20 protein-coding genes are annotated in these 23,960 nt (G+C 70.1%); 11 read left to right on the top strand and 9 right to left on the bottom strand.

What is annotated here, in order from left to right:
* From AC3ZJJ_RS12930 to AC3ZJJ_RS12900, 7 genes are all read right to left on the bottom strand, one after another.
* Positions 1-1,248, bottom strand: coding sequence for an allantoate amidohydrolase (locus tag AC3ZJJ_RS12930; RefSeq protein WP_489892220.1), 1,248 nt, complete (start codon positions 1,246-1,248; stop codon positions 1-3).
* A complete protein-coding gene (locus AC3ZJJ_RS12925; RefSeq protein WP_489892219.1) occupies positions 1,245-2,408 on the bottom strand; it encodes an FAD-dependent oxidoreductase in 1,164 nt (387 codons plus the stop codon). Before AC3ZJJ_RS12925 ends, AC3ZJJ_RS12930 begins: the two co-directional genes overlap by 4 nt.
* A 2-nt stretch (positions 2,409-2,410) precedes the next feature.
* The gene (locus AC3ZJJ_RS12920; RefSeq protein WP_489892218.1) at positions 2,411-3,778 is read right to left on the bottom strand and encodes an FMN-binding glutamate synthase family protein; all 1,368 of its coding nucleotides are present in this window, start codon (positions 3,776-3,778) and stop codon (positions 2,411-2,413) included.
* Positions 3,779-3,824: 46 nt separating this feature from the next.
* The gene (locus tag AC3ZJJ_RS12915; RefSeq protein WP_489892217.1) at positions 3,825-4,547 is read right to left on the bottom strand and encodes a protein glxC; all 723 of its coding nucleotides are present in this window, start codon (positions 4,545-4,547) and stop codon (positions 3,825-3,827) included.
* Positions 4,548-4,609: 62 nt separating this feature from the next.
* Positions 4,610-5,518: a class II glutamine amidotransferase domain-containing protein gene (locus AC3ZJJ_RS12910; protein ID WP_489892216.1), complete on the bottom strand. Its 909-nt coding sequence runs from the start codon at positions 5,516-5,518 to the stop codon at positions 4,610-4,612.
* Between the two features lie 55 nt (positions 5,519-5,573).
* Positions 5,574-6,998: a type III glutamate--ammonia ligase gene (gene glnT / locus AC3ZJJ_RS12905; protein WP_489892215.1), complete on the bottom strand. Its 1,425-nt coding sequence runs from the start codon at positions 6,996-6,998 to the stop codon at positions 5,574-5,576.
* A 122-nt stretch (positions 6,999-7,120) separates the two neighbouring features.
* Entirely contained in the window at positions 7,121-7,738 is a 618-nt protein-coding gene (locus tag AC3ZJJ_RS12900) for a LysE/ArgO family amino acid transporter (protein WP_489892214.1), read from the bottom strand.
* Between the two features lie 72 nt (positions 7,739-7,810).
* On the opposite strand from AC3ZJJ_RS12900, the gene AC3ZJJ_RS12895 reads away from it, so the two are divergent.
* A complete protein-coding gene (locus AC3ZJJ_RS12895) occupies positions 7,811-8,710 on the top strand; it encodes an ArgP/LysG family DNA-binding transcriptional regulator (protein ID WP_489892213.1) in 900 nt (299 codons plus the stop codon).
* On the opposite strand, the gene AC3ZJJ_RS12890 is transcribed toward AC3ZJJ_RS12895, so the two are convergent.
* On the bottom strand, positions 8,707-9,717 hold the full coding sequence (locus AC3ZJJ_RS12890; RefSeq protein WP_489892212.1) for a LacI family DNA-binding transcriptional regulator: 1,011 nt from the start codon (positions 9,715-9,717) through the stop codon (positions 8,707-8,709). The genes AC3ZJJ_RS12895 and AC3ZJJ_RS12890 overlap by 4 nt on opposite strands.
* Positions 9,718-9,903: 186 nt before the next feature.
* On the opposite strand from AC3ZJJ_RS12890, the gene AC3ZJJ_RS12885 reads away from it, so the two are divergent.
* The 10 genes from AC3ZJJ_RS12885 to AC3ZJJ_RS12840 all read left to right on the top strand — a co-directional run bounded on the left by AC3ZJJ_RS12885 (position 9,904) and on the right by AC3ZJJ_RS12840 (position 22,552).
* On the top strand, positions 9,904-11,427 hold the full coding sequence (locus AC3ZJJ_RS12885; protein WP_489892211.1) for a sugar ABC transporter ATP-binding protein: 1,524 nt from the start codon (positions 9,904-9,906) through the stop codon (positions 11,425-11,427).
* A complete protein-coding gene (locus tag AC3ZJJ_RS12880; protein ID WP_489892210.1) occupies positions 11,424-12,473 on the top strand; it encodes an ABC transporter permease in 1,050 nt (349 codons plus the stop codon). The genes AC3ZJJ_RS12885 and AC3ZJJ_RS12880 overlap by 4 nt, the downstream gene beginning before the upstream one ends.
* Entirely contained in the window at positions 12,466-13,524 is a 1,059-nt protein-coding gene (locus tag AC3ZJJ_RS12875) for an ABC transporter permease (RefSeq protein WP_489892209.1), read from the top strand. The genes AC3ZJJ_RS12880 and AC3ZJJ_RS12875 overlap by 8 nt, the downstream gene beginning before the upstream one ends.
* Positions 13,525-13,587: 63 nt before the next feature.
* Complete coding sequence (gene rhaS / locus AC3ZJJ_RS12870; RefSeq protein WP_489892208.1) at positions 13,588-14,646, top strand: rhamnose ABC transporter substrate-binding protein; 1,059 nt, start codon at positions 13,588-13,590, stop codon at positions 14,644-14,646.
* 125 nt (positions 14,647-14,771) lie between these two features.
* Positions 14,772-16,232 carry an arabinose isomerase gene (locus AC3ZJJ_RS12865; RefSeq protein WP_489892207.1) on the top strand — a complete coding sequence of 487 codons (1,461 nt, stop codon included), beginning with the start codon at positions 14,772-14,774 and terminating at the stop codon, positions 16,230-16,232.
* Complete coding sequence (locus AC3ZJJ_RS12860; RefSeq protein ID WP_489892206.1) at positions 16,229-16,612, top strand: L-rhamnose mutarotase; 384 nt, start codon at positions 16,229-16,231, stop codon at positions 16,610-16,612. The genes AC3ZJJ_RS12865 and AC3ZJJ_RS12860 overlap by 4 nt, the downstream gene beginning before the upstream one ends.
* Positions 16,609-17,781 (top strand): L-rhamnose isomerase, encoded by a 1,173-nt coding sequence (rhaI, locus tag AC3ZJJ_RS12855; RefSeq protein ID WP_489892205.1) that lies wholly within the window; start codon positions 16,609-16,611, stop codon positions 17,779-17,781. The genes AC3ZJJ_RS12860 and rhaI overlap by 4 nt, the downstream gene beginning before the upstream one ends.
* A gap of 86 nt (positions 17,782-17,867) precedes the next feature.
* Entirely contained in the window at positions 17,868-19,904 is a 2,037-nt protein-coding gene (locus AC3ZJJ_RS12850; protein WP_489892204.1) for a bifunctional aldolase/short-chain dehydrogenase, read from the top strand.
* Between the two features lie 5 nt (positions 19,905-19,909).
* Entirely contained in the window at positions 19,910-21,427 is a 1,518-nt protein-coding gene (locus AC3ZJJ_RS12845; RefSeq protein WP_489892203.1) for a rhamnulokinase, read from the top strand.
* A gap of 24 nt (positions 21,428-21,451) precedes the next feature.
* On the top strand, positions 21,452-22,552 hold the full coding sequence (locus tag AC3ZJJ_RS12840) for a type I restriction endonuclease (RefSeq protein WP_489892202.1): 1,101 nt from the start codon (positions 21,452-21,454) through the stop codon (positions 22,550-22,552).
* Between the two features lie 51 nt (positions 22,553-22,603).
* On the opposite strand, the gene AC3ZJJ_RS12835 is transcribed toward AC3ZJJ_RS12840, so the two are convergent.
* The gene (locus AC3ZJJ_RS12835; RefSeq protein ID WP_489892201.1) at positions 22,604-23,761 is read right to left on the bottom strand and encodes a mandelate racemase/muconate lactonizing enzyme family protein; all 1,158 of its coding nucleotides are present in this window, start codon (positions 23,759-23,761) and stop codon (positions 22,604-22,606) included.
* Positions 23,762-23,960 lie beyond the last annotated feature (199 nt).

Below are 23,960 nucleotides of genomic sequence, written 5' to 3'. Positions count from 1 at the left end.
CTAGCCGAGCCCCGCGAGGACGTTGGCCAGCGCCACGGCCCCCGCCTCGGCGTCGTGGTCCTCGACGTGCTCCTCGGGCGAGTGCGAGACACCGGTGGGGTTGCGCACGAACAGCATCGCCGTGGGAACGCGCGCGGCCAGGACGCCGGCGTCGTGCCCCGCCCCGGTGTCCAGCACGGGCGCGCCGGGCAGGAGCGCCCCGAGCGTGTCCCGCAGACCGGCGTCGAAGTGCGTGGTGGGGCTCAGCGATTCCTCGACCAGGTCCAGCCCGCACCCCTCGCCGGCCGCGGCAATCCTGGCCTCCTGGTGGATGTCGGCGACGGCGGCGGCGGTCACCGAATCGTCCGGGTGCCGGACGTCGATCCAGAGGTCGACGGCGGAGGCAATCACGTTGGTGCCGCCCGGGACCGGAACGATCCGGCCCACGGTCGCGCGGACGTTGCGGTGGCGCAGGGCCACGGCGCGCACCGCGGAGATGCAGGCCGCGGCGGCGACCATGGGATCCCTGCGGTCCTCTATGAGCGTGGTGCCGGCGTGGTTTCCCTGCCCGGTCAGGCGGAGCCTCCAGCGGCCGTGTCCCAGGATGGACGAGCCGATGGCCACGGGCCGGCCCAGATCGATCAGCCCCCGGCCCTGCTCGACGTGAAGCTCCACAAACTGGCCGATGCGGGCCAGCGCGGCGGGGTCGGGGCCGATCAGGCCGGGATCCTGGCCGTTGGCGGCCGCGACGTCCGCGAACGTGTTCCCCTCCGGATCCCGCAACCTTCGGGCGCGGTCCGGGTCGATCGCGCCCGCGAGCAGCCGCGAACCCAGGCAGGCCACACCGAAGCGGGAGCCCTCCTCTTCGGGAAAGACGGCGATGGCCAGCGGCCGGACGGGCGTGTGCCCGCGACCGCGCAGGATGTCCACGGCGACGAGCGCGGAGGCGACGCCGAGCGGCCCGTCGAAGGGACCGCCGCCCGGCACGGAATCCAGGTGGCTTCCGGTGACCACGGCGTTGTCGCGCGCGCCCGGCCCCGCGGCGCCGGGCACGTCCCACCACGCCCAGATGATCCCGTTGTTGTCCGTCTCCACCGCGAGGCCGCGGCGGCCGGCCTGCTCCGTGAACCATGTCCGCAGGTCCAGCTCGGCGGCGGAGAACACCGGCCGGGTGTAGCCGCCGCGCGCGGAGTCGGCGCCCGTTCCGGCGATCTCGGCCATCAGCCCGGCGACCGTCGCCGTTGGTGTTGTTGTTGTTGTTGTGGTCATGGTGTGGCCGCCTTCAGGGAAGTCCGGAAGCGCTCCGGCACGGTTCCCGTGCCGGTCGCGAGGTCCGCGGCGAGCTCGCCCAGGAGCGGGGCGAACTTGGCCCCGTGCCCGGAGCAAGGGGAAAGGACGGTGATGCCGTCGGCGCGGTCCACCACGAAGTCATCGTGGGGGGTGTTGGTGAACAGGCAGGTGGTCTCGGCGTAGGGCTCCGGCACCAGGCCGGGGAGGTGCCGCCCGACGTAGTCGATGATCCGTGCGCGGTGGGCCGGATCGATCAGCCCGTCCTGGGCGGAGGCGTCCGGCAGCACCTTTCCGCCGTTGTACTCGGCGACCTTCTGGCCCCGGTGGCCGGCGTCGCGGCCGCCGGGCAGCCCGTAGACCTGGATCCAGTCGGCCTTGTGGATGAAGGTGGGCCAGCCGGCGTCGGGCGCGGGCCGTTCGCGGTAGGGGAAGTGGAACGCCGTCTCCTGCCGGACCTCGAACCGGGGCAGCGATCGCAGGAAGCCGCCGGGCAGCTCCAGCCCGCCGAGCAGCCCGGGCAGCCAGCCGCCGGCCGCGATGACCACGTTCCTGGCGGATAGCGTGCGGCCGTCGCCGCTGGAGAGCGTGTAGCCGGAGTCGGGGCCGGTCCCGGACTTGGCGACGGACGCGACGGGCCAGCCGGTCAGCAGCGTGGCCGAGTGCCCGACGGCGGCAGCCACCATGGCGTGCACGGACTCGTGGGCGTCGATCACTCCTGCGCCGGGGTGCCACAGGACCTCGGTGGTGAAGGCGAACTGCGGCCAGCGCTCGGAGGCCTCGCCGGGGGACAGCAGCTCGTGGGACACGCCCGCCCGGTCCAGGACCGCGGCGAGTTGCCGCGGGCCGCGGACCTCGCCGTGGTCCAGGCAGCCGGTGGGGGCGACGAGCGGGGCGCCGTGGGCGGCCTCCAGCTCGCGCCATCCGGCGAGCGAGTCCTGGACCATGCGCGTGTAGAACGGGTCGGCGTAGACGTAGCGGAAGATGCGGGCGGATCCGTGGGAGCTGCCGGCGTCGTTGGCCGGTTCGCTGCGTTCCACGATCGCCACCCGGTGGCCGCGCTGGGCGAGCCGCCAGGCCGTGGCGGCGCCGGCGAGGCCGGCGCCGACCACGGCATAGTCGAAGGAGTCGGTGGCGCCCACGGCTAGTATCCCGTTCCGCCGGCGCCCGGGATCCACTGGGTGCCCGCCAGCGGCACGCGGGCCATGGCGGAGGACTCGACCGTCAGCGCCACCAGGTCCTCGGGCTCCAGATGGTGCAGGTGGGCCTTGCCGCAGGCGCGGGCGATGGTCTGGGCCTCCATGGTGAGCACGCGGAGGTAGTTGGCCAGGCGCCGGCCGGCGGCGACCGGGTTGAGCCGGGCGGAGAGCTCCGGATCCTGCGTGGAGATGCCGGCCGGGTCCTTGCCATCCTGGAAGTCGTCGTAGAAGCCGGCGGCGGAGCCGAGCTTGGCGTACTCGTCGGCGTAGGCCGGGTCGTTGTCGCCGAGCGCGATCAGGGCCGCCGTGCCGATGGCCACCGCGTCCGCGCCCAGGGCCATGGCCTTGGCGACGTCGGCGCCGTTGCGGATGCCGCCGGAGACGATGAGCTGGACCTTGCGGTGCATGCCCAGCTCCTGCAGGGCCTGCACGGCCTGCGGGATCGCGGCGAGCGTCGGGATGCCCACGTGCTCGATGAAGACCTGCTGCGTGGCCGCGGTCCCGCCCTGCATGCCATCCAGGACCACCACGTCGGCGCCCGCCTTCACGGCCAGCGCGGTGTCGTAATAGGGGCGCGAGGCTCCAATCTTGACGTAGATCGGCTTCTCCCAGTCGGTGATCTCGCGCAGCTCGGCGATCTTGATCTCCAGGTCGTCCGGGCCGGTCCAGTCGGGGTGGCGGGACGCGGAGCGCTGGTCGATGCCGACGGGCAGGGTGCGCATTCCGGCGACGCGCTCGGTGATTTTCTGGCCCAGCAGCATTCCGCCGCCTCCCGGCTTGGCGCCCTGGCCCAGCACGATCTCGATGGCGTCCGCCTTGCGGAGGTCGTCCGGGTTCATGCCGTAGCGGGAGGGAAGGTACTGGTAAACGAGGTTCTGGGACTGGCCCCGCTCCTCCGGCGTCATACCGCCGTCGCCCGTCGTCGTGGACGTGCCGGCCGCGGTCGCGCCGCGGCCCAGCGCCTCCTTGGCGTTCGCGGACAGGGCGCCGAAGCTCATGCCGGCGATCGTGACGGGGATGTCCAGCCGCAGCGGCTTGGACGCGTAGCGGTCGCCGAGGACGACGTCGGTTCCGCACTTTTCGCGGTAGCCCTCCAGCGGGTAGCGGGACATCGAGGCGCCGAGGAAGAGCAGGTCGTCGAAGTGCGGGAGGGCGCGCTTGGCGCCCCAGCCGCGGATGTCGTAGATGCCGGTTTCCGCGGCGCGGCGGATGTCGGAGATCGTGGCGCGGTCGAACGTGGCGGACTCGCGCAGTCCGAGCTCGGCGGGGGATGGGGCGACGCCGGATGCGGGGGTGGGGGCGGTGAGGGTCATGGTGGCTCCTGGTGGGCGCGGAGGTGGTCGGTAGGGAAGGGCGGCGCTAGTACGCGCTCGAGTTGTCGACGTTGAAGTGGTAGAGGGAGCGGGCCGATCCATACCGGGTGAAGTCCGCCGGATCGTGCTCGAGACCGGCGGCGGCCAGCAGCTCGGCGAGCTCGGCGAGGTGCTCGTCGCGCATCTCCTTGGCGACGCAGTCGGCGCCCAGCGAGGCGACCGTGCCCCTGACGTAGATCCGCGTCTCGTAGATGGAGTCGCCGAGGGCCTCGCCGGCGTCGCCGCAGACCACCATGCGTCCGGCCTGGGCCATAAACGCGGACATGTGGCCGATGTTCCCGCCCACCACGATGTCCACGCCCTTCATGGAGATGCCGCAGCGTGCCGAGGCGTTGCCCTCGATGACCAGCAGGCCGCCGTGTGCGGTGGCCCCCGCCGACTGGGAGGCGTCCCCGGCCACGCGGACGGTCCCGGACATCATGTTCTCGGCGACGCCCACCCCCGCGTTCCCGCGGATGGTGACCGTGCCGCCCTGGTTCATGCCGGCGGCGTAGTAGCCCACGTGGCCGGCGACGTCGAGCTCGAGTTCGGCGTTGATTCCCGCGCCGATCGAGTGGCGTCCGCCCGGGTTCCGGACGGTGAAGCTCTCGCCGTCGCCGGCACGGTGGAGGGCAAGGTTCAGGTCGCGGACGGTGACGGCGTCCAGGTCGAAGGAGGAGGGGCCGGCGGCGGTGCGGGCGGCCGTCTCCACGAGGTCGATGGTAGTCATGGGATTCCCTTTGCTGTGAAGGCTGATGTGTGGGTGCCGGCGAAGCCCGGCGAGGGGAGGCGTCAGAGCTTCCAGGTGTAGACGCGGCCGGGCTCGGGCTCGAAGATCCGTGCCGACTCGATGCCCGGCAGGTGCGCCAGCGCGCGGAACTCGCTGGCGATCGCGACGTAGTCCGCGGTCTCGGCGATGATGGCGGGCTTGCACGCGATCGGGTCGCGGACGATCGCCATGGAGTCGGCGGTGGTGACCACCAGCGTGTAGAAGCCGTCCAGCACCTTGCCCAGATTGGTCAGGGCCGTTTCCAGGTCGTCGCCGGCTGACAGGCGGTGGGCCACGTAGCGGGCGCCGACCTCGGTGTCGTTCTCCGAATCGAACTCGACGCCGAGGCGTTGGAGTTCGCGGCGGACCGACGCGTGGTTGGAGAACGATCCGTTGTGGACCAGGCAGAGGTCGTCGGCGACGGCGAACGGGTGGGAACCGGACGCCGTCACGGCGGACTCCGTGGCCATCCGGGTGTGGCTGAGCCCCTGCGTGCCGAACATGCCCTCCAGCCCGTGGCGCTCGGCCACGTCCTTCGGGTTGCCCACGCTCTTCATCACGGTGACGTGCTCGCCGCGGCCGGCGACGACGACGCCGGGGTAGCTGGCGTCGACCGCCCCGGCGAGGGTCTCGGCGTCGACCTCGGCGCTGAGCAGGGTGGTGTCGCCGAGTTCGCGGACCTTGGTTTCGCCGCCGTCGGGCAATGCGGGTCCGAGGATGCGCTCGAGGTCGTGGGCGGAGATGCCCAGGTCGGTTCCGAGGAGGCTCAGCGTGGCGAAGCCTTCGGTCACGAGATCCGGATTGTTGTACACGGCCATGCCGGCGGAGTCCGGTCCGCGTTCGATGATCTGGCAGAGCATGCCGGTGAGCAGGGAGCCCATTTGGGGGCGCAACGCGGTGTTGCGGACCTGGAGGGCGGCGATTCCGCACATGTCGATTGGTTCCTTGTCTTTCGCGGGGGTTGGTCTACTGCGGTGGGGGGCGGTTCTAGACGGAGGTCAGGTAGTGGGTGATTTCCCAGTCGCTGACCTGCCCGTGCCAGGTGATGAACTCCTGCTCCTTCGCGTCGGCGAAGTAGCGGCCGATCGCCGCGTCCCCGCTGAGCGCGGCGAGCATCACGTCGTCGCGGCGCAGCGCCTCGACCGCGTGCAGCAGGGTGGCGGGCAGGGCGTGGGCGTTCGGCTTGCGCTCGCCGGGACCGCTCGGGGTCCCGGGGTCCATGTTCTTTTCGATCCCGTCCAGGCCGGCCGCGATGGTCGCGGCGATGGCCAGGTACGGGTTGGCCGCGCCGTCGCCGGAGCGCAGTTCCAGCCGGTTGCCGTCCGGAACCCGGATCATGTGGGTCCGGTCGTTGCCGCCGTAGGAGGCGCGGTTGGTGGACCAGGTGGCCCCCGACTCGGTGGTGGTGGCGCCGGTCCGCTTGTAGGAGTTGACCGTGGGGGCGAGGAATGCCTGAAGCGCGGGGGCGTGCTCCAGGATGCCGGCGATGAAAGAGTACGCGCCCTGCGAGATGCCGAGGTTGCGGGGGTCGGCCTTGTCCGGGAACAGGGGGGTGTCTCCCTCGCCCCAGAGCGAGAGGTGGAAGTGCAGCCCGTTTCCGGTGCGGTCGGTGAACGGCTTGGGCATAAAGGTCGCGATCATGCCGCGCTGTTCGGCCAGGACGTTCAGGATGTACCGGAGCGTGACGACGCGGTCGGCCGTGACCAGGGCGTCGTCGTAGTTGAAGTTCTGCTCGAACTGGCCGGCGCCGTCCTCGTGGTCGTTGGCGTAGTTGCCCCAGCCCAGGGAATTCATGGCCTCGGAGACGGTGGTCAGGTGCTCGTACATGCGGGTCACGCCGCGTGCGTCGTAGCAGGGGTGCGGGGAGTCGTCACGGGCATCCGCGGTGCCCAGGGCGCCGGAGTCGTCCTTGGCGACGAGGAAGTACTCGACCTCCGCGCCGATCTTGGCGCTCATGCCGGATTCGGCGAGCCGTGCCAGGGCGTTCTTGAGGATGACCCGGGGAGCGTAGGCCCAGGGCTCCCCGCCCACGTGCGGGTCGCAGTGCACCATGGCCAGACCCGGCTTGATGAAGTCCAGCGGCGTGTAGGAGGAGACGTCCGGCACGGCGCAGAGGTCGCCGTCCTGGGGCTTTTGGCCGATCAGCCCCGCGGCGTATCCGGCGAAGCCGAGGGCGCCCTCGGCGAGCTCGGCGATGGCCTGAACCGGAACCAGCTTGGCGCAGGGCTTGCCGTTCAGGTCCACGAAAGTGGCCAGGATGAACTTTGTGCCGTGGCGTCCGGCGAGTTCGTTGAGGGCCGCGGCGCGCTCCCCGGCGCTGGTGGCGGGCCGGGTGCCGTCCGCCGGGTTTGTGGGGGCATCGAACGAGGATTGGGCGACGGTCCGGGTCTGCTCGTCGGCGATGGCTGTCATGGCTGGATCCAATCAATCGGTGTTACCTGTGAGGAAACGTTGTTGAATCTAGTTATTCATTTTTATGTTGCGCGGAAAGTGCCCCGACGTAAATACGATGTTACGAACTCCCCCGATCGTGCTCAGATCCCGGAGACGAGCCCCCAGGCGATGGAGGCCATCACCACCGCGACGACGGCGTCGAGGATCCGCCACGCGACCGGGCGGGCGAACAAGCCGCGGAGGCCGCGCGCGCCGTAGCCGACGGCAGCGAACCAGACCAGGCTGGCCGCGACCGCCCCCGCCGCGAAGGCCCACCGCCCGGTCGCGCCGTGCGTCGACGCCACGGAGCCAAGCAGCACCACGGTGTCCAGATAGACATGCGGATTCAACCACGTGAGCGCCAGACAGGTGAGCAGTGCCGAGGCGCGCGAGGCGCCGCCCGCGCCGCCCGCGTCGACCGTCAGGGCGCTTGGCCGCAGGGAGCGGCGCAGCGCTAGGGCCGCGTAGCCCAGTAGGAAGGCGGCGCCGCAGAGGCGCGCAGCGGTCATGGCCCATGGCGCCGCCTCCACCAGCGCGCCCATGCCGGCCGTCCCGGCAAGGATCAGCAGAGCGTCGGAGACCACGCACACCAGCACCACGGTCCCCACGTGCCGGCGCAGGATTCCCTGGCGGAGGACAAACGCGTTCTGGGCGCCGATGGCGGCGATAAGGGAGAGTCCGGTCCCGAATCCGGGGACCGCGGCGGAGAGGAGGGGCATCACCCGACCGTATGGCCGCGGCCAGTATGAAGTCCAGATCATCTTTTTCGGTATCCATGAGATTCTCTTACTATGGACGTTTCTTCCGAACAGTTGCGGACCCTGGCGACCGTTGTGTCCGCGGGGACCTTCGAGGCGGCGGCGGCCGCCCTGAACGTCACCCCGTCCGCGGTAAGCCAACGCATCCGCCAACTGGAGCGCTCCGCCGGGACCGTGCTGATCCGCCGGACGAAACCGGCAGGCACCACCGCGGCGGGCGACGTGCTCCTGAGGCTGGCCCGGCAGTTCGAGTCGTTGTCCTCGGACGCCGCCCTGGAGCTTCGTGGCCCGGGCGGCGGACCGGGTGCGGCGCGGGCGCGCGTCGCCGTCGCGGTCAATGCCGATTCCCTGTCCACGTGGTTCGGCGGTGTGTTGGCGGAACTCGCGACCTACTCCGCCTTGGAACTGGAAGTGATGCGCGAGGACGAGCGAATATCGGCGGAGCACCTGCGCACGGGCCGGGTCATGGCCGCCGTGACCACCAGCGACCGGCCGGTCCAGGGATGTGTGTCCGCGTTCCTCGGGACGCTGACCTACCGGGCCATGGCCACGCCGGCGTTCGCCGCCACGTGGTTCGGTGCGAATCGTGGCTCGGGAGACCATCCCCTGCGCGGGGCGCCGGTGGTCCACTACGACCGCAGCGACGGCCTGCAGTGGGACGTCATCCGCGGGGTCGCGGGAGCGGACGCGGATCCGCCGTCGCACTACGTCCCGGATTCGGAACTCTTTGTGCGGGCCGTCGCGGCCGGGCTGGGGTGGGGCATGGTGCCCACGGGCCAGGCGCCGACGGACGGGACGCTCGTCACGATCGACCCGGCGTTCTCGCGCCCGGTACGGCTCTACTGGCAGCGCTGGAAGATCGAAACGCCGGCCCTGGCCCGGGTCTCCGACGCGGTGTCGCGGGCGGCGTCGGAGTGGCTAGGGGAAAACTAGCCCCCGCTGGAGGCGCGCACCACCAGCTCGGGGTGGGAGACCACCTGGCGGTGCGCGTAGCCCCCGCCGTGTGCCGATTCCTCGAGCAGCAGCCGCATGGCGGTGCTGCCGAGTACCGCGGCGTTCTGGCGCACGGACGTGAGGGGAACGACGGCGGACGCCGCGAAGTCGATGTCATCGTAGCCGACCAGCGCAATGTCTCCCGGGACGTTGAGCGATCCGCGGAGCATCAGGCCCTGGAGCAGCCCCAGGGCCAACAGGTCGTTGGCGGCGAACACCGCGTCGGGCCGGTCCGCCGCAGCGCGCTCCAGCAGTCGTTCTCCGGCGGCGCGCCCGGAGAGGATGGTCATTGACGGGACGTCGAGGACCTCCGGCGCGGCGAGTCCCGCCTCGCGCAGGGCCCGACGCGCGCCCTCCAGCCGGTCCTGGACCTGGCGCAGGTGGAGCGGCCCGCCGACGAACGCCAGGCGTTGCCTGCCGGCGGAGATCAGGTGCTCGGCGGCCAGGCGCCCGCCCTCGACGTCGTCCATCGACACCGACGAGAAGCTGGCGTGGTGCGTTTGCCGGTCCACCAGCACCGTGGGGATGCCGCGCTCGCGGAGCCTCTCGAGCCGGCCGGCGACGTCGCCCACGGGAGTGATCAGGACCCCGCGCACCCGCTGCTCCTCGAACAGTCCCAGATAGCCCGCCTCCCGCTCGGCGTCCTCGCCGCTGTTGCCCACCAGCACGCTCACCCCGTGCGCGGCCGCGTAGTCCTCGGCCCCCCGGGCGAGGTCGGTAAAGAAGGGGTTCGACGCGTCCAGGACCACCAGGCCAACGCTTCGGCTGGAGCCGGCGCGCAGCTGGCTGGCCGCGGCGTTGCGGACAAAGCCGAGCTTGCCGATCGCGTCGTTGACCTTGCCCAGCGTGGCCGGGGAGACGCGGTCGGGGTGGTTGAGGACGTTGGACACGGTCCCCACCGAGACGCCCGCCAAATGCGCGACGTCCTTGACGCTCACCGACACCATGCCGCCGCCTTCCTGTTGGACGGCCCACTCTAGCGCCCTCTTTGAAACGAATCAAAGATTTTCGTTGCCTCCGCTCCGGAGCCGTTGACGTGCCGCAAATCACGTGTTTATGATCTAGGGCACACGGTCTTTGAAACGATTCATTCGCTGCCCAGACCACCCGCCGACGAAAAGGTTCACCACGCAATGCCACCAAACCCGGAAGGCAACGAAGCCGCCGTCTTGACACTGCGGGGCGCGCTGAAGACCTTCGGCCCAGTCGTCGCGCTCGCCGACGGCACCGTGGAACTGCGCGCCGGCGAGATCCACGCGCTCTGCGGGGAAAACGGGGCGGGCAAGTCCACGCTCGTCAAGATCCTGGCCGGCGTGCACGCGCCGGACGCCGGCCGGTTCCAGGTCTCCGGCGAGGACGTCGCGTTCCGGTCGGTCGCGGACAGCAAGGCGGCCGGCATCTCCGTCATCTACCAGGAGCCCACGCTCTTCCCGGACCTCTCGGTGGCCGAGAACATCTTCATCGGACGCCAGCCCAAGAACCGCCTGGGGCTGATCGACCACGGCCGCATGCGCCGCGACGCCGCCGAACTTTTCGCGCGGCTCGGCGTCGTCCTGGATCCGTCCCGCACGGCGGAGGGCCTCTCCATCGCCGACCAGCAGCTTATCGAGATCGCCAAGGCCATCTCGCTGGACGCCAAGGTCCTTGTGATGGACGAGCCGACCGCGGCGCTGAGCGGCGTCGAGGTCGAGCGCCTCTTCGTCGTCTCCCGCTCGCTGCGCGACGCCGGGGCGGCCATCCTGTTCATCTCCCACCGGTTCGACGAGGTCTTTGGCTTGTCCAACCGCATCACTGTGATGCGCGACGGGCGCTACATCGCCACCCACGCCACCGCGGACGTCACGATCGAGCGGATTGTCCGGGACATGGTCGGCCGCGACGTCGACGCGCTGTTCCCCAAGTCGGAGGCCGCCGTCGGAGAGCCGGTGCTCACCGTCCGCGGCCTGCGCCGCAGGGGAGTCTTCGCCGACATCGACTTCGAGGTGCGCGCCGGCGAGATCGTCGCCCTCGCCGGGCTCGTGGGCGCCGGGCGCACGGAGGTGGCCCGCGCGGTGTTCGGCATCGACAAGTACGACGACGGCACGGTGCGTCTGAACGGCAAGGCGCTGAAGGGCTCCGACCCGCGGGCCGCCATCGACGCCGGCATGGGATTCGTTCCCGAGGACCGCCGCAAGCAGGGCCTGGTCATGGACCTGTCCGTGGCCCGCAACGCGGCGCTGACGCTGCGGCGGAGGTTCACGCGATTCGGCCTCATCGATGGGCGCAAGGAGAAGGCGGCCGCGGCGGAGTGGAGCCGCAAGCTCCAGGTCAAGACGTCGTCCCTGGACCAGCCGGTTTCGACACTCTCAGGCGGGAACCAGCAGAAGGTGGTGCTCGCCAAGTGGCTGGCCACCAAACCGCGCCTCCTGATCATCGACGAGCCAACCCGCGGTATCGACGTCGGCACCAAGAGCGAGGTCCACCGGCTCATCTCCGAACTCGCCGGCCAGGGGCTCGCCATCCTGATGATTTCCTCCGAACTGCCCGAGGTGCTCGGCATGGCCGACCGCGTCCTGGTGATGCACGAGGGACGAATCACGGCGGCCCTGGACCGGGCCGACGCCACGCCGGAAGCAGTTATGCACGCAGCCACCGCCTCCAGGGAGACCCAGCCATGAGCGCACCCGTCCTGAACGAACGACGGCGCCCCGGAACGCCCGGGCACACACCGGCCGCCTCCCGGATCCCTGCGTTCCTGCGGCTACGGGAACTCCCGGTCACCGCGGCCCTGGTGATCCTCATCGTCGTCACCACGGCCATCAACCCGCTGTTCCTCTCGCCGCAGGGCGTCAAGGACCTCCTGCTGAACGCGACGATCATGGTGATTCTCGCGGTCGGCCAGGCCATGGTGGTCATCACCCGCAACGTGGACCTCTCGGTGGGGTCCATGCTGGGCCTCGTCGCGTTCGGCACGGGCTCCCTGTTCGCCGCCTTCCCGGGCGTGCCCGTTCCGCTGGTGTTCCTTGCAGGCATCGCCCTTGGCGCCGTCCTCGGTGCGGTCAACGGCCTCCTGGTCACGATCGCCAAGGTCCCCGCCCTGGTGATCACGCTGGGCACGCTCTACGTCTTCCGCGGCATCAACAACGCATGGGCCGGCGGCAAGCAGTACTTCGCGGGAGACCGCCCCGCGGAGTTCGGCGGGCTTTCGGTGGACACCTTCCTCGGCATGCCGATCATCACCCTGCTCGCGATCGTGGTGGTCATCGCCGTCGCCGTGTTTATGACCGGAACCCGCCCCGGCCGCGACTTCTACGCCATCGGATCGGATCCCGACGCCGCCCGGCTGTTCGGCATCCCCGTGTCCAAACGCGTCTTCACGGCGTTCCTGATCAACGGCGCCCTGGCCGGGCTCGCCGGCGTGCTCTATGCCAGCCGTTTCAACGCCGTCGGCGCCACCACCGGCACCGGACTCGAGCTCGACGTCGTCGCCGCGGCGGTGGTCGGCGGCGTGGCCATCTTCGGCGGCAGCGGAACCGTCATCGGCGCGGCCATCGGCGCACTGCTGCTGAACACCATCACCAGTTCGCTGACGGCCGTCCGCGTGGACAAGTTCTGGCAGCAGGCAATCGTCGGCGTACTGATCCTGACCGCCATCCTGATCGACCGCCTGGCGGGACTCCGCCGGGCCAAGAACCTACGAGAAAAGGAGGGGCGCAATGTCTGAGGCCGCCACCGCCACAGTCGACACCACGAAGCCGATCGCCGGCGTCGAGGACGTCCGCGGACCCCGCTGGTGGGCCGGCCGCGACGCCGTGATGGTCTACCTCCTGGTCGCGTTCCTGCTCTACGCCGCGATCACCATTCCGCGCTTCGCGACCCCCGTCACCACCGGTTTCCTGCTGCTGGACGTGGTGCCAACGCTCCTGATCGCCATGCCGATGACCCTGATCATCGTCACCGGCGAGATCGACCTGTCCGTGGCCAGCATCGCCGGACTGACCAGCGCCGTCCTCGGAGTCCTGTGGGCGGCCGGGACCGACATCTGGGTCGCGATCGCACTGGCCATGCTGTGCGGCGTCATCGCCGGCGCGGTCAACGGAATCCTCATCGCCTACGTAGGGCTGCCCTCGCTGGCCGTCACCATCGGCACCCTAGCCCTCTATCGGGGTCTCGCGCTGGTGGTCATCGGCGACAACGCCGTGGCGAACTTCCCGACCGAACTCACCAAGCTGGCCAGTGCCAAGCTGGGCACCACGGGCATCCCGATGATCATGGTCCCCGTTGTTGTGGTGGTCGTTGTGTTCGGGCTGCTGCTGCACAAGACGGCGTTCGGCCGCGGCCTCTACGCCATGGGATACAGCAAGGACGCCGCCCGGTTCGTGGGCATCAGCGTGGAGAACTCCAAGTTCTGGCTCTACGTGGCCTCCGGCCTGGTGTCCGCCGCGGCCGGCGTCTTCTGGACCTTCCGGTACACCAGCGCACGCAGCGACAACGCCTCCGGCCTGGAACTCATGGTGATCGCCGCCGTCCTCCTTGGCGGCGTCTCGATCTTCGGCGGCAAGGGAACCATTCCCGGCGTCCTCGCCGGCGTGCTGCTGATCGGCTCCCTTAACTACGCGCTGCGGCTGGGACGCGTCTCCGACGTCGTGCTGGTCACCGTCACCGGCCTGCTGCTGATTGCCTCGGTCGTGGCGCCGAGCATCGGTGCCGCCATCGCCCGCTGGAGGCACGACGCGCGGCTGAGGCGCCGCATCACCGCGGACTCCGCCACCTGACCGTTCCAACAACAACCGACCCCCAATCCACGGCGGAATCCGCCACCTAGGAAGGAAACAACGATGTTTGCACCCACCACCACCGCCCGCCGCCGGTTCGCCGGCCTCGCGGCCACCGCCGCCGTCGCCCTGGCCCTCACGGGCTGCGCCGGCGCGGCGGATCCGGGCACGGCCGGTTCCGGCTCGGGCGAGGCCGTCGCCGACGCCACGGTCACGTTCATCCCGAAGCAGCTGAACAACCCGTACACCGACGTGGTCCTGGGCGGCGGCGAGGAGGGGGCCAAGGCCGCCGGCTTCGCCGACAGCAACATCGTGGGCCCGCTGGAGGCCTCGTCGTCCAGCCAGGTCACCTTCATCAACGCCGAGACGCAGGCCGGCACCAACGCGGTCGTCATCGCGGCCAACGACCCGGACGCGGTCTGCTCCGCCCTCGAGGAGGCGCGCACTGCCGGTGCCAAGATCGTCGCCTTCGACTCGGACACCAACCCGGACTGCCGCGACGTCTTCATCAGCCAGGTCGTCGCCAAGGAGGTGGCCCTGATCCAGGTGGAGCTCATCGCCGAACAGATCGGCGGCTCCGGCGAGATCGCGATCCTCTCCGCCACCGCGAACGCGACGAACCAGAACGAGTGGATCAAGTTCATCGAGGAGGAGCTGGCGTCCAACGCGGACTACAAGGACATCGAACTCGTGGCCAAGGTCTACGGAGACGACGACGACACCAAGTCCTTCCAGGAGGCGCAGGGCCTGCTCCAGGCACACCCCAACCTCAAGGGCATCATTTCCCCGACGACTGTCGGCATCGCCGCGACCGCCCGCTACCTGTCGACGTCGGAGTACAAGGGCAAGGTCGCGCTGACCGGCCTGGGACTGCCGAACGAGATGCGCTCCTTTGTCAAGGACGGAACGGTCGAGGAGTTCGCCCTCTGGGATCCCGCACAGCTCGGCGAGGTGGCCGCGTTTGCGGCCAAGGCACTCGTCGACGGCGCCATCACCGGCGCCGTGGGCGACAAGTTCACGGCCGGCGAGCTCGGGGAGCGCACCGTCGAGGAGGACGGCATCGTCATCGTCGGACCGCCCACGGTCTTCAACGCCGAGAACATCGACGACTACGACTTCTAGCCGCCGCGGGTAGACCGCAGCACCATCCGCGCGGGCGGGCACGGCGGCGGCCGTCGCCACGCCTCCCGTCCGCGCGGGCCCCGCTTCCCCAGCCGCTTCACGCCCACACACCTCCCGGAGTCCCCATGCCCACGCTTCACACGCCCCAGCACGGCGACCTCGCCGACCTGCTGCCGCCGCACACCCGGCGCCGCACGCGCATCGGCCTGGTCTCCGGCGGTCTCGGCGCCTACTGGCCGCAGTTCCCGGACCTGCTCCCCACTTTGCGCGAATCCACCGCGTACGTGACGGAGCGGTTCAACGAACTCGACGCCGACGTCGTCGACGCGGGGTTCGTCTCCGACGCCGCCGAGGCCTCCAAGGCCGCGGAATCGCTGCGCACGGCCGACTGCGACCTCATCGTGATGTTTCTGGCCACCTACCTGACCAGCTCGATGGTCCTGCCCATCGCCCAGCGCACGAACACGCCCGTGCTGGTGGTGGACCTGCAGCCCACCGAGTCCATGGACCACGCCTCCTTCGACACCGGGCAATGGCTGGCCTACTGCGGGCAGTGCCCGGTGCCGGAGGTCGCGAACGTCTTCCGGCGCGCGGGCATCCCTTTCCGCTCCGTCTCCGGCCACCTGCGCCAGGAGTCCGCCTGGGAGCGGATCAACCGCTGGGTCCACGCGGCCGGAATCCGCGGGCGCCTGCGCACCGCCCGGCACGGGCTGATGGGCCACCTGTACCCGGGCATGCTCGACGTCTCCACCGACCCGACCACCGTCTCGGCCACCTTCGGGTCCCATATGGAGGTCCTGGAGTTCGACGACCTCCGCGAGCGCGTCAGCGCCGTCACGGACGCCGAAACCGCCGAGCGGGTGGAACTCGCCCAGCGGGTCTTCACGCTGGACGGCACCGTCAACGCGAAAGACCTCGCCTGGGGCGCCCGCGTGTCCGTGGGGCTGGACCGCCTCGTCGCCGACTTCGACCTCGACTCCTTGGCCTACTACCACCGCGGGCTCGCGGGCGAGACCCACGAACGACTCGGCGCCGGCATGATCCTCGGCGCCAGCCTCCTGACGGGGCGGGGCATCCCGATGGCGGGGGAGTACGAGCTGCGCACGTCGATCGCCATGCTGGCGGCCAACACCATCGGCGCCGGCGGATCCTTCACGGAGATCCAGGCCCTCAACTTCCGCGACAACGTGGTGGAGATGGGCCACGACGGGCCCGCCCACCTGCGCGTCTCCTCCGGCGAACCGCTGCTGCGCGGCCTCGGCGTCTATCACGGCAAGCGGGGCTGGGGCGTGTCGGTCGAGTTCGACGTCCGCCACGGACCCGTGACCACATTCGGGATCGGGCAGGACCGGGACGGAAGCTACTCCTTCATCACGTCGGAGGGGACCGTCGTCGACGGCCCGCTGCTGGCCATCGGCAACACCACGTCCCGCGTCGACTTCGGCGGGGATCCCGGCGTGTGGGTGGACGAATGGAGCCAGACGGGGATCGGCCACCACTGGGCCCTCTGCACCGGTCACCGCGCGGCCGACTTCGCCGCCGCCGCGTCCCTGCTGGGGCTTGAACACCGGCACGTGGGGGCGTGAGCGCTTTGGAACGCGTCTGCTTCCAGCTCCAGGTCAAGCCCGGGCTCGTCGACGAATACGCCCTCCGCCACGCCGCCGTCTGGCCGGACATGCTCCGGGCGCTCAAGAATGCCGGCTGGAACAACTACTCCCTTTTCCTCCGCCCCGATGGGCTGCTGATCGGCTACCTCGAGACCCGGGACTTGGGCGCGGCGCAGGCCGCGATGGAGCGGACCGACGTGAACGCCCGCTGGCAGGCGGAGATGGGCCACTTCTTCGAGGAACTCGATGTCCCGCCCGACCAGGGATTCCTCCGCCTGACCGAGGTCTTCCACCTGGAGGACCAGCTCGCGGCCGACGCCGCCGGCACCCACACCGCTTCGACAGGAGACACCCCATGACCCCCACGCTTCCCGCCGAGGTCCAGGAGCAGCTGGCGCTCCAAGGAATCGAGGTCCCCTCGTGGGCCTACGGCAACTCCGGCACCCGCTTCAAGGTGTTCTCCACCCCGGGCACGCCGCGCACCCCCGAGGAGAAGATCGCCGACGCCGCCACGGTCAACGACCACACGGGGCTGGCTCCCAAGGTCGCACTGCACATCCCGTGGGACGTCGTCGACGACTTCGGCGCGCTGCGACGCTACGCCGAGGACCTCGGAATCGGCCTGGGAACCATCAACTCCAACACCTTCCAGGACGACGACTACAAGTTCGGCTCGCTGACCCACTCCGACCCGGCCATCCGCCGCAAGGCGGTCGACCACCACCTGCGCTGCATCGAGATCATGAACCAGACCGGGTCGCGGGACCTGAAGATTTGGCTGGCCGACGGCAGCAACTATCCGGGCCAGGCCGACATCCGCTCACGGCAGGACTGGCTCGCGGAGTCGCTGCGCACCATCTACGACCAGCTGGGAGACGCGCAGCGACTGGTGCTGGAGTACAAGTTCTTCGAGCCGGCCTTCTACCACACGGACGTCCCCGACTGGGGCACGTCGTTCGCCCACACCGTGGCCCTCGGGGACCGCGCCAGCGTCTGCCTGGACACCGGACACCACGCGCCGGGCACGAACATCGAGTTCATCGTCGCGCAGCTGTTGCGCCTCGGGAAACTAGGATCCTTCGACTTCAACTCCCGCTTCTACGCCGACGACGACCTGATCGTCGGCGCGGCCGATCCGTTCCAACTCTTCCGCATTATGGCCGAGGTGGTGCGCGGCGGCGGGCTCGACCCGGCGAACGGCGTCGTCTTTATGCTCGACCAGTGCCACAACGTCGAGGAGAAGATCCCCGGCCAGATCCGCAGCGTGCTCAACGTCCAGGAGATGACGGCCCGCGCGCTGCTCGTGGACCGCGTCCGGCTCCGCGAGGCGCAGGACGCCGGCGACGTGCTAGGCGCCAACGCCGTCCTGATGGACGCGTTCTACACCGACGTCCGCCCGGCCCTGGCGGAGTGGCGCGCATCCCGCGGCCTGCCCGCCGATCCGCTGGCCTCCTACGCCGCCTCCGGACACCAGGGCCGGCTCAACGAGGCACGGGTCGGCGGCACCCAGGCAAGCTGGGGCGCCTGACCGGCGCCCCGGACGATCCGATGAACTCCACGACCGCGACTGCCACCACCGCACCCACCGCCACGCCACGCAAGGAACACACCACCATGAACCATCCCGCCGTCGAGGCGCTCATCGCCCGCTCCAACCGGTTGGGCGCCGACCCGAAGAACACCAACTACGCCGGCGGCAACACCTCCGCCAAGGCTACGGACACCGACCCCGTCACCGGCGAGGACGTCGAGCTCCTCTGGGTGAAGGGGTCCGGCGGGGACCTCGGCACCCTCGCCCCGGCCGGCCTGGCCGTGCTCCGACTGGACCGGCTCAACGCCATGAAGGGGACCTATCCCGGCGTCGAGCGGGAGGACGAGATGGTCGCGGCGTTCGACTACGCCCTGCACGGCAAGGGCGGGGCCGCCCCGTCCATCGACACCGCCATGCACGGCCTGGTCGACGCCGCGCACATCGACCACCTCCACCCGGACTCCGGCATCGCGGTCGCCACCGCGGCCGACGGCGAGGCGCTGACGCGCACCATCTTCGGCGACAGGGTCGCCTGGGTGCCGTGGCGCCGCCCCGGCTTCCAGCTGGGGCTGGACATCGCCGCCGTCAAGAAGGCGAACCCGCAGGCCGTGGGCTGCATCCTCGGCGGGCACGGCATCACCGCATGGGGGAGCACCAGCGAGGAGTCCGAGGCCAACTCGCTGTGGATCGTCAAGACCGCCGCGGACTACCTCGAGGCGCACGGCAGGCCCGAGCCCTTCGGCCCGGCGCTGCCCGGTTACGCAGCCCTGCCAGAGGCCGAACGCCGCGCCAAAGCCGCGGCGCTGGCCCCCGTGATCCGCGGCCTCGCCAGCGCCGACCGGGCGCAGGTCGGCCACTTCACCGACGCCCCCGAGGTACTCGACTTCCTCTCCGGCTCCGAGCACCCCAGACTGGCCGCGCTGGGCACCAGCTGCCCGGACCACTTCCTGCGCACCAAGGTCAAGCCGCTGCTGGTAGACCTGCCCGCGGGCGCCGGAATCGAGGAGACGACGGCGCGGCTGCGCGAGCTCCACGCCGCATACCGGGAGGACTACGCGGCGTACTACGACCGGCACGCCGACGCCGAGTCCCCGGCGATGCGCGGAGCGGACCCGGCGATCGTCCTGGTCCCCGGCATCGGCATGTTCAGCTACGGCAAGGACAAGCAGACCGCCCGCGTGGCAGGCGAGTTCTATCTCAATGCGATCAACGTGATGCGCGGTGCGGAGGCGGTCTCCACCTACGCGCCGATCGACGAGGCGGAGAAGTTCCGCATCGAGTATTGGGCGCTGGAGGAGGCGAAGCTGGCCCGCATGCCCAAGCCCAAGCCGCTGGCCACGCGCATCGCGCTGGTCACGGGCGCCGCGTCCGGGATCGGCAAGGCGATCGCCGAGCGCCTCGCCGCCGAGGGTGCCTGCGTGGTCATTGCGGACCTGGACCTGGAGAAGGCGCAGGCGGTCGCGGCCGGGATCGGCTCCACCGACGTCGCCGTGGGAGTGCGCGCGGACGTGACCGGCGAGGACGACGTGCAGGCCGCCGTCGACGCCGCCGTGCTCGCGTTCGGCGGTCTGGACCTGGTGGTGAACAACGCGGGCCTGTCGCTCTCCAAGTCGTTGCTGGAGACCACAGTGAAGGACTGGGACCTGCAGCACAACGTGATGGCCAAGGGTTCCTTCCTGGTCTCGCGCGCCGCCGCGAGGGTACTCATCGCACAGGAGCTCGGAGGCGACATCGTCTACATCTCCTCCAAGAATTCCGTCTTCGCCGGGCCGAACAACATCGCCTACTCTGCGACCAAGGCGGACCAAGCCCACCAGGTGCGGCTGCTCGCGGCGGAGCTTGGCGAACACGGGGTGAAGGTCAACGGGATCAATCCCGATGGCGTGGTGCGCGGTTCGGGCATCTTCGCCGGGGGATGGGGCGCGAAGCGGGCCGCGGTCTACGGCGTCGAGGAGGAGAAGCTCGGCGAGTTCTACGCCCAGCGCACCCTGCTCAAGCGCGAGGTGCTGCCGGAGAACGTCGCCAACGCCGTGTTCGCGCTGTGCTCCCCGGACCTTTCGCACACCACCGGGCTGCACATCCCCGTGGACGCCGGCGTCGCCGCCGCGTTCCTGCGGTAGCCGCGATGGCGGACGAACGGGTGGGTCCCGCGCAGAGGGGGCGGGGCCGGAGGGCCTACGTCGCCGTGGACATCGGGGCCTCCTCGGGGCGCGTGATCTTGGGTCGCGTGGGGGAGGGCGCCGAACTCCGGGTGGTGCATCGCTTTCCCAACGGCGTCGAGGAGATCGACGGCGCGCTGCGCTGGGACATCGAACGCCTCCACGGAGAAGTGCTCCGCGGCCTGGCCGCTGCCGGCCGGGCCGCGGCCGCCGCGGGCGAACGGATCGCCAGCATCGGGATCGACACCTGGGCGGTGGACTACGGCCTGCACAGCGCCGGACGGCTCACCGCGCTCCCGCACGCGTATCGGGATTCCCGCACGGAGGACGCCGTGTCCGCGGTGCACGCGGTGGTCGGCCCCGAGGAGCTGTATGCCGTGGGGGGGCTGCAGTTCCTTCCGTTCAACACCGTCTACCAGCTGTCGGCCGAGCCGACGCTGGAGGGCCTGACGGCCCTGCTTATCCCGGACCTGCTGGCGTACCGGCTCGCGGGCGCCGAGCGGACCGAGGTCACCAATGCCAGCACCACGGGCCTGTTGGACGCAGCCACCGGGACGTTCTCGCGCGCCCTGATGGACCGGCTGGGCCTGCCGGGGAACCTGTTCCCGCCGCTCATCGAGCCCGGCGAGGCCTACGGCGGACTGTTGGCCGGGGTGGCCGCCGAGACGGGCCTGCCCGAGGGAACGCCCGTGATCGCTGTCGGATCCCACGACACCGCCAGCGCGGTCGCCGCGGTGCCGGCGGACCCGGCCAAGGGGGACTTCGCCTACGTCTCCTCCGGCACGTGGTCGCTGGTCGGCGTCGAGCTGGACGCGCCGGTCGCCACCGCCGAGAGCCGGGCCGCGAACTTCACCAACGAGCGCGGCGTGGACTCCACCATCCGCTTCCTGCGGAACGTGGGCGGGCTGTGGCTGCTGCAGGAGTGCCTGCGGCAGTGGCAGGCCGACGGCGTCGACGTGCCGGCGCTGCCCGAGCTGCTGGACGCCGCTGCCGCCCTGCCCGCCGGCGGCCCGCGCATCGATGTGGACGATGACGCCTTCATCGCGCCCGGCGGAATGCCCGGGCGCATCCGGCGCGCGGCGCCGGGCTGTGGCGCCCGGCTCGGCGACCCCGCCGGAATCGTCCGGTGCATCATGGACTCCCTCGCCGACGGCTACGCGCGGACCCTGCGCGACGCCGGAGCGCTCACGGGTGTGCGGCCCGCGGTTGTGCACATCGTCGGCGGCGGTTCGCAGAACGCGCTGCTGTGCCAGCTGACCTCGGACGCCACGGGGTTGCCGGTGGTTGCCGGGCCGGTCGAGGCCACCGCGCTGGGCAACCTTCTGGTCCAGGCGCGCGCGGACGGCGCGGTGAGCGGGTCACTGGCCGACCTGCGGCGCATCGTCGCCGGGTCGACGGCGCTCGTCCGCTACGCGCCGCGCCAGAGCGCCTCGGGGCCGACCGCCCGCAAATCGTCGGACAAAAGGGGTAGGTTCAGGCGATAGGCAAACACGATTCAAGGGGGAACTGTGGAACTATCTGAACGCCTGGCTGCCCTTGCGGCCAAGATCAAGCAGCAACGCGGCATCATCGAGACAGAAGAGGCAACGAAAAACGCGTTCGTCATGCCCTTCATTTCGACAGTTCTTGGTTATGACGTGTTCAATCCCCTCGAAGTGGTTCCAGAGTTCACGGCCGATGTCGGTATCAAAAAGGGCGAGAAGATTGACTATGCCGTCGTCCGTGACGGTGAAGTTCAGATCCTGATCGAGTGCAAGCGTTCGACTGGTCCGCTGCGAGTGGAGCATGCCTCGCAACTTTTCAGGTACTTCGCAGCCACGAACGCTCGGATCGCAGTCCTTACCAACGGCGAGGTCTACCAGTTCTACACGGACTTGGACGCCCCGAACCGCATGGACGCCAAACCATTTCTGATCCTCGACCTGAACGACATCGACGAGACGCTGATCCCGGAGATCATGAAGCTCTCGAAGGACGTATTCGATCTCGACTCGATCGTCAGCGCCGCCGAGGAACTGAAGTACATCGGCCACATTAAGCGTGCCATTGCCGCCCAGTTCCAGGATCCGCAGGACGACTGGGTGAAGCTGCTGACCGCGAAGGTCTACGAGGGCGCATTCACGCAGAAGGTCCGTGAACAATTTACGGGCCTCGTGGCCAAGGCAACGCGGCAGTTCCTCAACGACCAGGTGAATGACCGACTGAAGGCAGCTCTGGGAACGTCGCCGATTCCAATGAGTAGCGAGTCCACGCTCGCCGCCACCGTGACGAGCGAGAGCGTCGTGGCGGAAGACCTGTCACCCGATGGCATCGACACCACGTTCGAGGAGCTGGAGGGATTTCAAATCGTTCGGGCGATCGTCTGCAGCGACGTCAAGCCCCACCGGGTGGTGCATCGAGATGCGAAGACGTACTTCGCGATCCTGCTGGATGACAACAATAGGAAGCCAATCGCTCGGCTGCACTTCAACCGAAGCCAGAAATACTTGAGCGTCTTTGACGCGGACAAAGTGGAGACAAAGCACCCCATAACGTCATTGGACGAAATCTACGCTCATGCGGGGCACCTCCGGCAGACGGTTCAGGCATACGAGAGTCTGGCTGTCTAGACAAGGCGTCCGTGGGGGATCATCTGGAGTTGAGGCCAGGCCTCTGCCTCCCTATGTCATGATCTTGGCGCTCCGCACCAGGTGACGGCGCAGGACGTCCTCGTCGGGGTCGAAGCCCAGCCCTGGGCCCTCCGGGAGGTGGAGGTCCGGTCCCGCGCCGTGCAGTCGATCGAGGCGTTCGGGCCATTCGAGGAAAGGCACCTCCAGCTCGACGGTCTCCGGCAGCGCCGCCACCAACTGGGCCGACGCGGCCAGCGCGGGGCCGTAGTAGAAGCAGTGCGGCACCACGGCGACTCCCGTCCTGCGCCCGGCGGCGAGCACACCCAGCATCGACGTCACACCGCCGATTTTCCCGACACTCGGCTGGGCCACCGCCAGGGCGCCGTCCTCCATGGCGCGCACCAGGGCGACGGCGCCGGAGGCGTTCTCCCCGCCGGCCACCGGCGTTCCGAGCCGGTTCAAGCGCGCGAGGGCGGGGAGATCGTCCGGCGGCCAGAGCGGTTCCTCCATCCACGCCAGGTTCAGGGGGCGGAGCGCCCGCAGCGCATCGACGGCTTCCTCCTCCGTCCACCGGCAGTTGACGTCCACCATCAGCGGCGCGTCCGCTCCCGCCTGCCTGCGGGCGGCGGCGACGGCGGCGGGTGTCGACTCGTGCAGCTTGAAAGCCGTGTAGCCCCTGGACTGCGCCCGGCCCACGTGGTGCGCCACCTCGGCGGGGTCCTCGCCGTAGTGCACCAGGCTGGCGTAGGCGCGGATGGAGTCCCGGGCCGACGGCTCCAGCAGCCGGCGCAGCGGGACGCCGGCGGACTGCGCCGCCAGGTCCCAGAGGGCTGTGTCCAGTGCCGAAAGGGCGTACTGCACCGGGCCGGTGCGGCCGAACGCGTGGAACGCCCGTTCGGCGAGGCCATGGACCTCCACGGGGTCCAGGCCTTTTCCCAAGTAGAACGGGGCCGCCAGGCTCTCCAACGCCGACCAGGTGGAGGCGTTGCACAGGTGGCCGAAGGCCTCCCCCCAACCGACGCGGCCCCGGCTGTCCGTCACCCGGACCATCAGCGACTCCATCCGCGTGAACGTGTGCGAGGACGCGTTGAAGCGGTCGACGCTCTCGGCGCCGCCGGCCGCGCGCCGGGCCGCGGAGAACGGCATCGACACCAGCAGGAGCTGGATCGAGTCCACGGTGGTGCCCGGCTCGGCGTGGTGGTTCGGCATGGCGCATCCTTCCCCGGCTGGCAGATCCGTGCCGGACTTGACCGGTTCCCAGAACGCATCGATCGATTCGACAACGGCATGCGGGAACGCGCTTTCCCAACCATATCCCGCGTCAGGCTTGGTGGACAGGGGTTTGGTGGCGCGCGTCACTTTAGGGCATCCGTCCGTAGTCGCGCCCGTCGCCACCGAACCCGATTCG

This window comes from Arthrobacter sp. AOP29-A2-19, from assembly GCF_058138025.1.
Note: the sequence above shows the minus strand (reverse complement) of the source record. Positions and strands in the feature narration are given on the sequence as shown.

Coding starts and splice junctions, on each gene's coding strand:
- AC3ZJJ_RS12920 (WP_489892218.1), bottom strand. CDS start 3,778: ATGACCCTCACCGCCCCCACCCCCGCATCCGGCGTCGCCCCATCCCCC.
- AC3ZJJ_RS12880 (WP_489892210.1), top strand. CDS start 11,424: ATGAGCGCACCCGTCCTGAACGAACGACGGCGCCCCGGAACGCCCGGG.
- rhaI (WP_489892205.1), top strand. CDS start 16,609: ATGACCCCCACGCTTCCCGCCGAGGTCCAGGAGCAGCTGGCGCTCCAA.
- AC3ZJJ_RS12885 (WP_489892211.1), top strand. CDS start 9,904: ATGCCACCAAACCCGGAAGGCAACGAAGCCGCCGTCTTGACACTGCGG.
- AC3ZJJ_RS12835 (WP_489892201.1), bottom strand. CDS start 23,761: ATGCCGAACCACCACGCCGAGCCGGGCACCACCGTGGACTCGATCCAG.
- rhaS (WP_489892208.1), top strand. CDS start 13,588: ATGTTTGCACCCACCACCACCGCCCGCCGCCGGTTCGCCGGCCTCGCG.
- AC3ZJJ_RS12930 (WP_489892220.1), bottom strand. CDS start 1,248: ATGACCACAACAACAACAACAACACCAACGGCGACGGTCGCCGGGCTG.
- glnT (WP_489892215.1), bottom strand. CDS start 6,998: ATGACAGCCATCGCCGACGAGCAGACCCGGACCGTCGCCCAATCCTCG.
- AC3ZJJ_RS12915 (WP_489892217.1), bottom strand. CDS start 4,547: ATGACTACCATCGACCTCGTGGAGACGGCCGCCCGCACCGCCGCCGGC.
- AC3ZJJ_RS12895 (WP_489892213.1), top strand. CDS start 7,811: ATGGACGTTTCTTCCGAACAGTTGCGGACCCTGGCGACCGTTGTGTCC.
- AC3ZJJ_RS12900 (WP_489892214.1), bottom strand. CDS start 7,738: ATGCCCCTCCTCTCCGCCGCGGTCCCCGGATTCGGGACCGGACTCTCC.
- AC3ZJJ_RS12850 (WP_489892204.1), top strand. CDS start 17,868: ATGAACCATCCCGCCGTCGAGGCGCTCATCGCCCGCTCCAACCGGTTG.
- AC3ZJJ_RS12890 (WP_489892212.1), bottom strand. CDS start 9,717: ATGGTGTCGGTGAGCGTCAAGGACGTCGCGCATTTGGCGGGCGTCTCG.
- AC3ZJJ_RS12875 (WP_489892209.1), top strand. CDS start 12,466: ATGTCTGAGGCCGCCACCGCCACAGTCGACACCACGAAGCCGATCGCC.
- AC3ZJJ_RS12845 (WP_489892203.1), top strand. CDS start 19,910: ATGGCGGACGAACGGGTGGGTCCCGCGCAGAGGGGGCGGGGCCGGAGG.
- AC3ZJJ_RS12910 (WP_489892216.1), bottom strand. CDS start 5,518: ATGTGCGGAATCGCCGCCCTCCAGGTCCGCAACACCGCGTTGCGCCCC.
- AC3ZJJ_RS12865 (WP_489892207.1), top strand. CDS start 14,772: ATGCCCACGCTTCACACGCCCCAGCACGGCGACCTCGCCGACCTGCTG.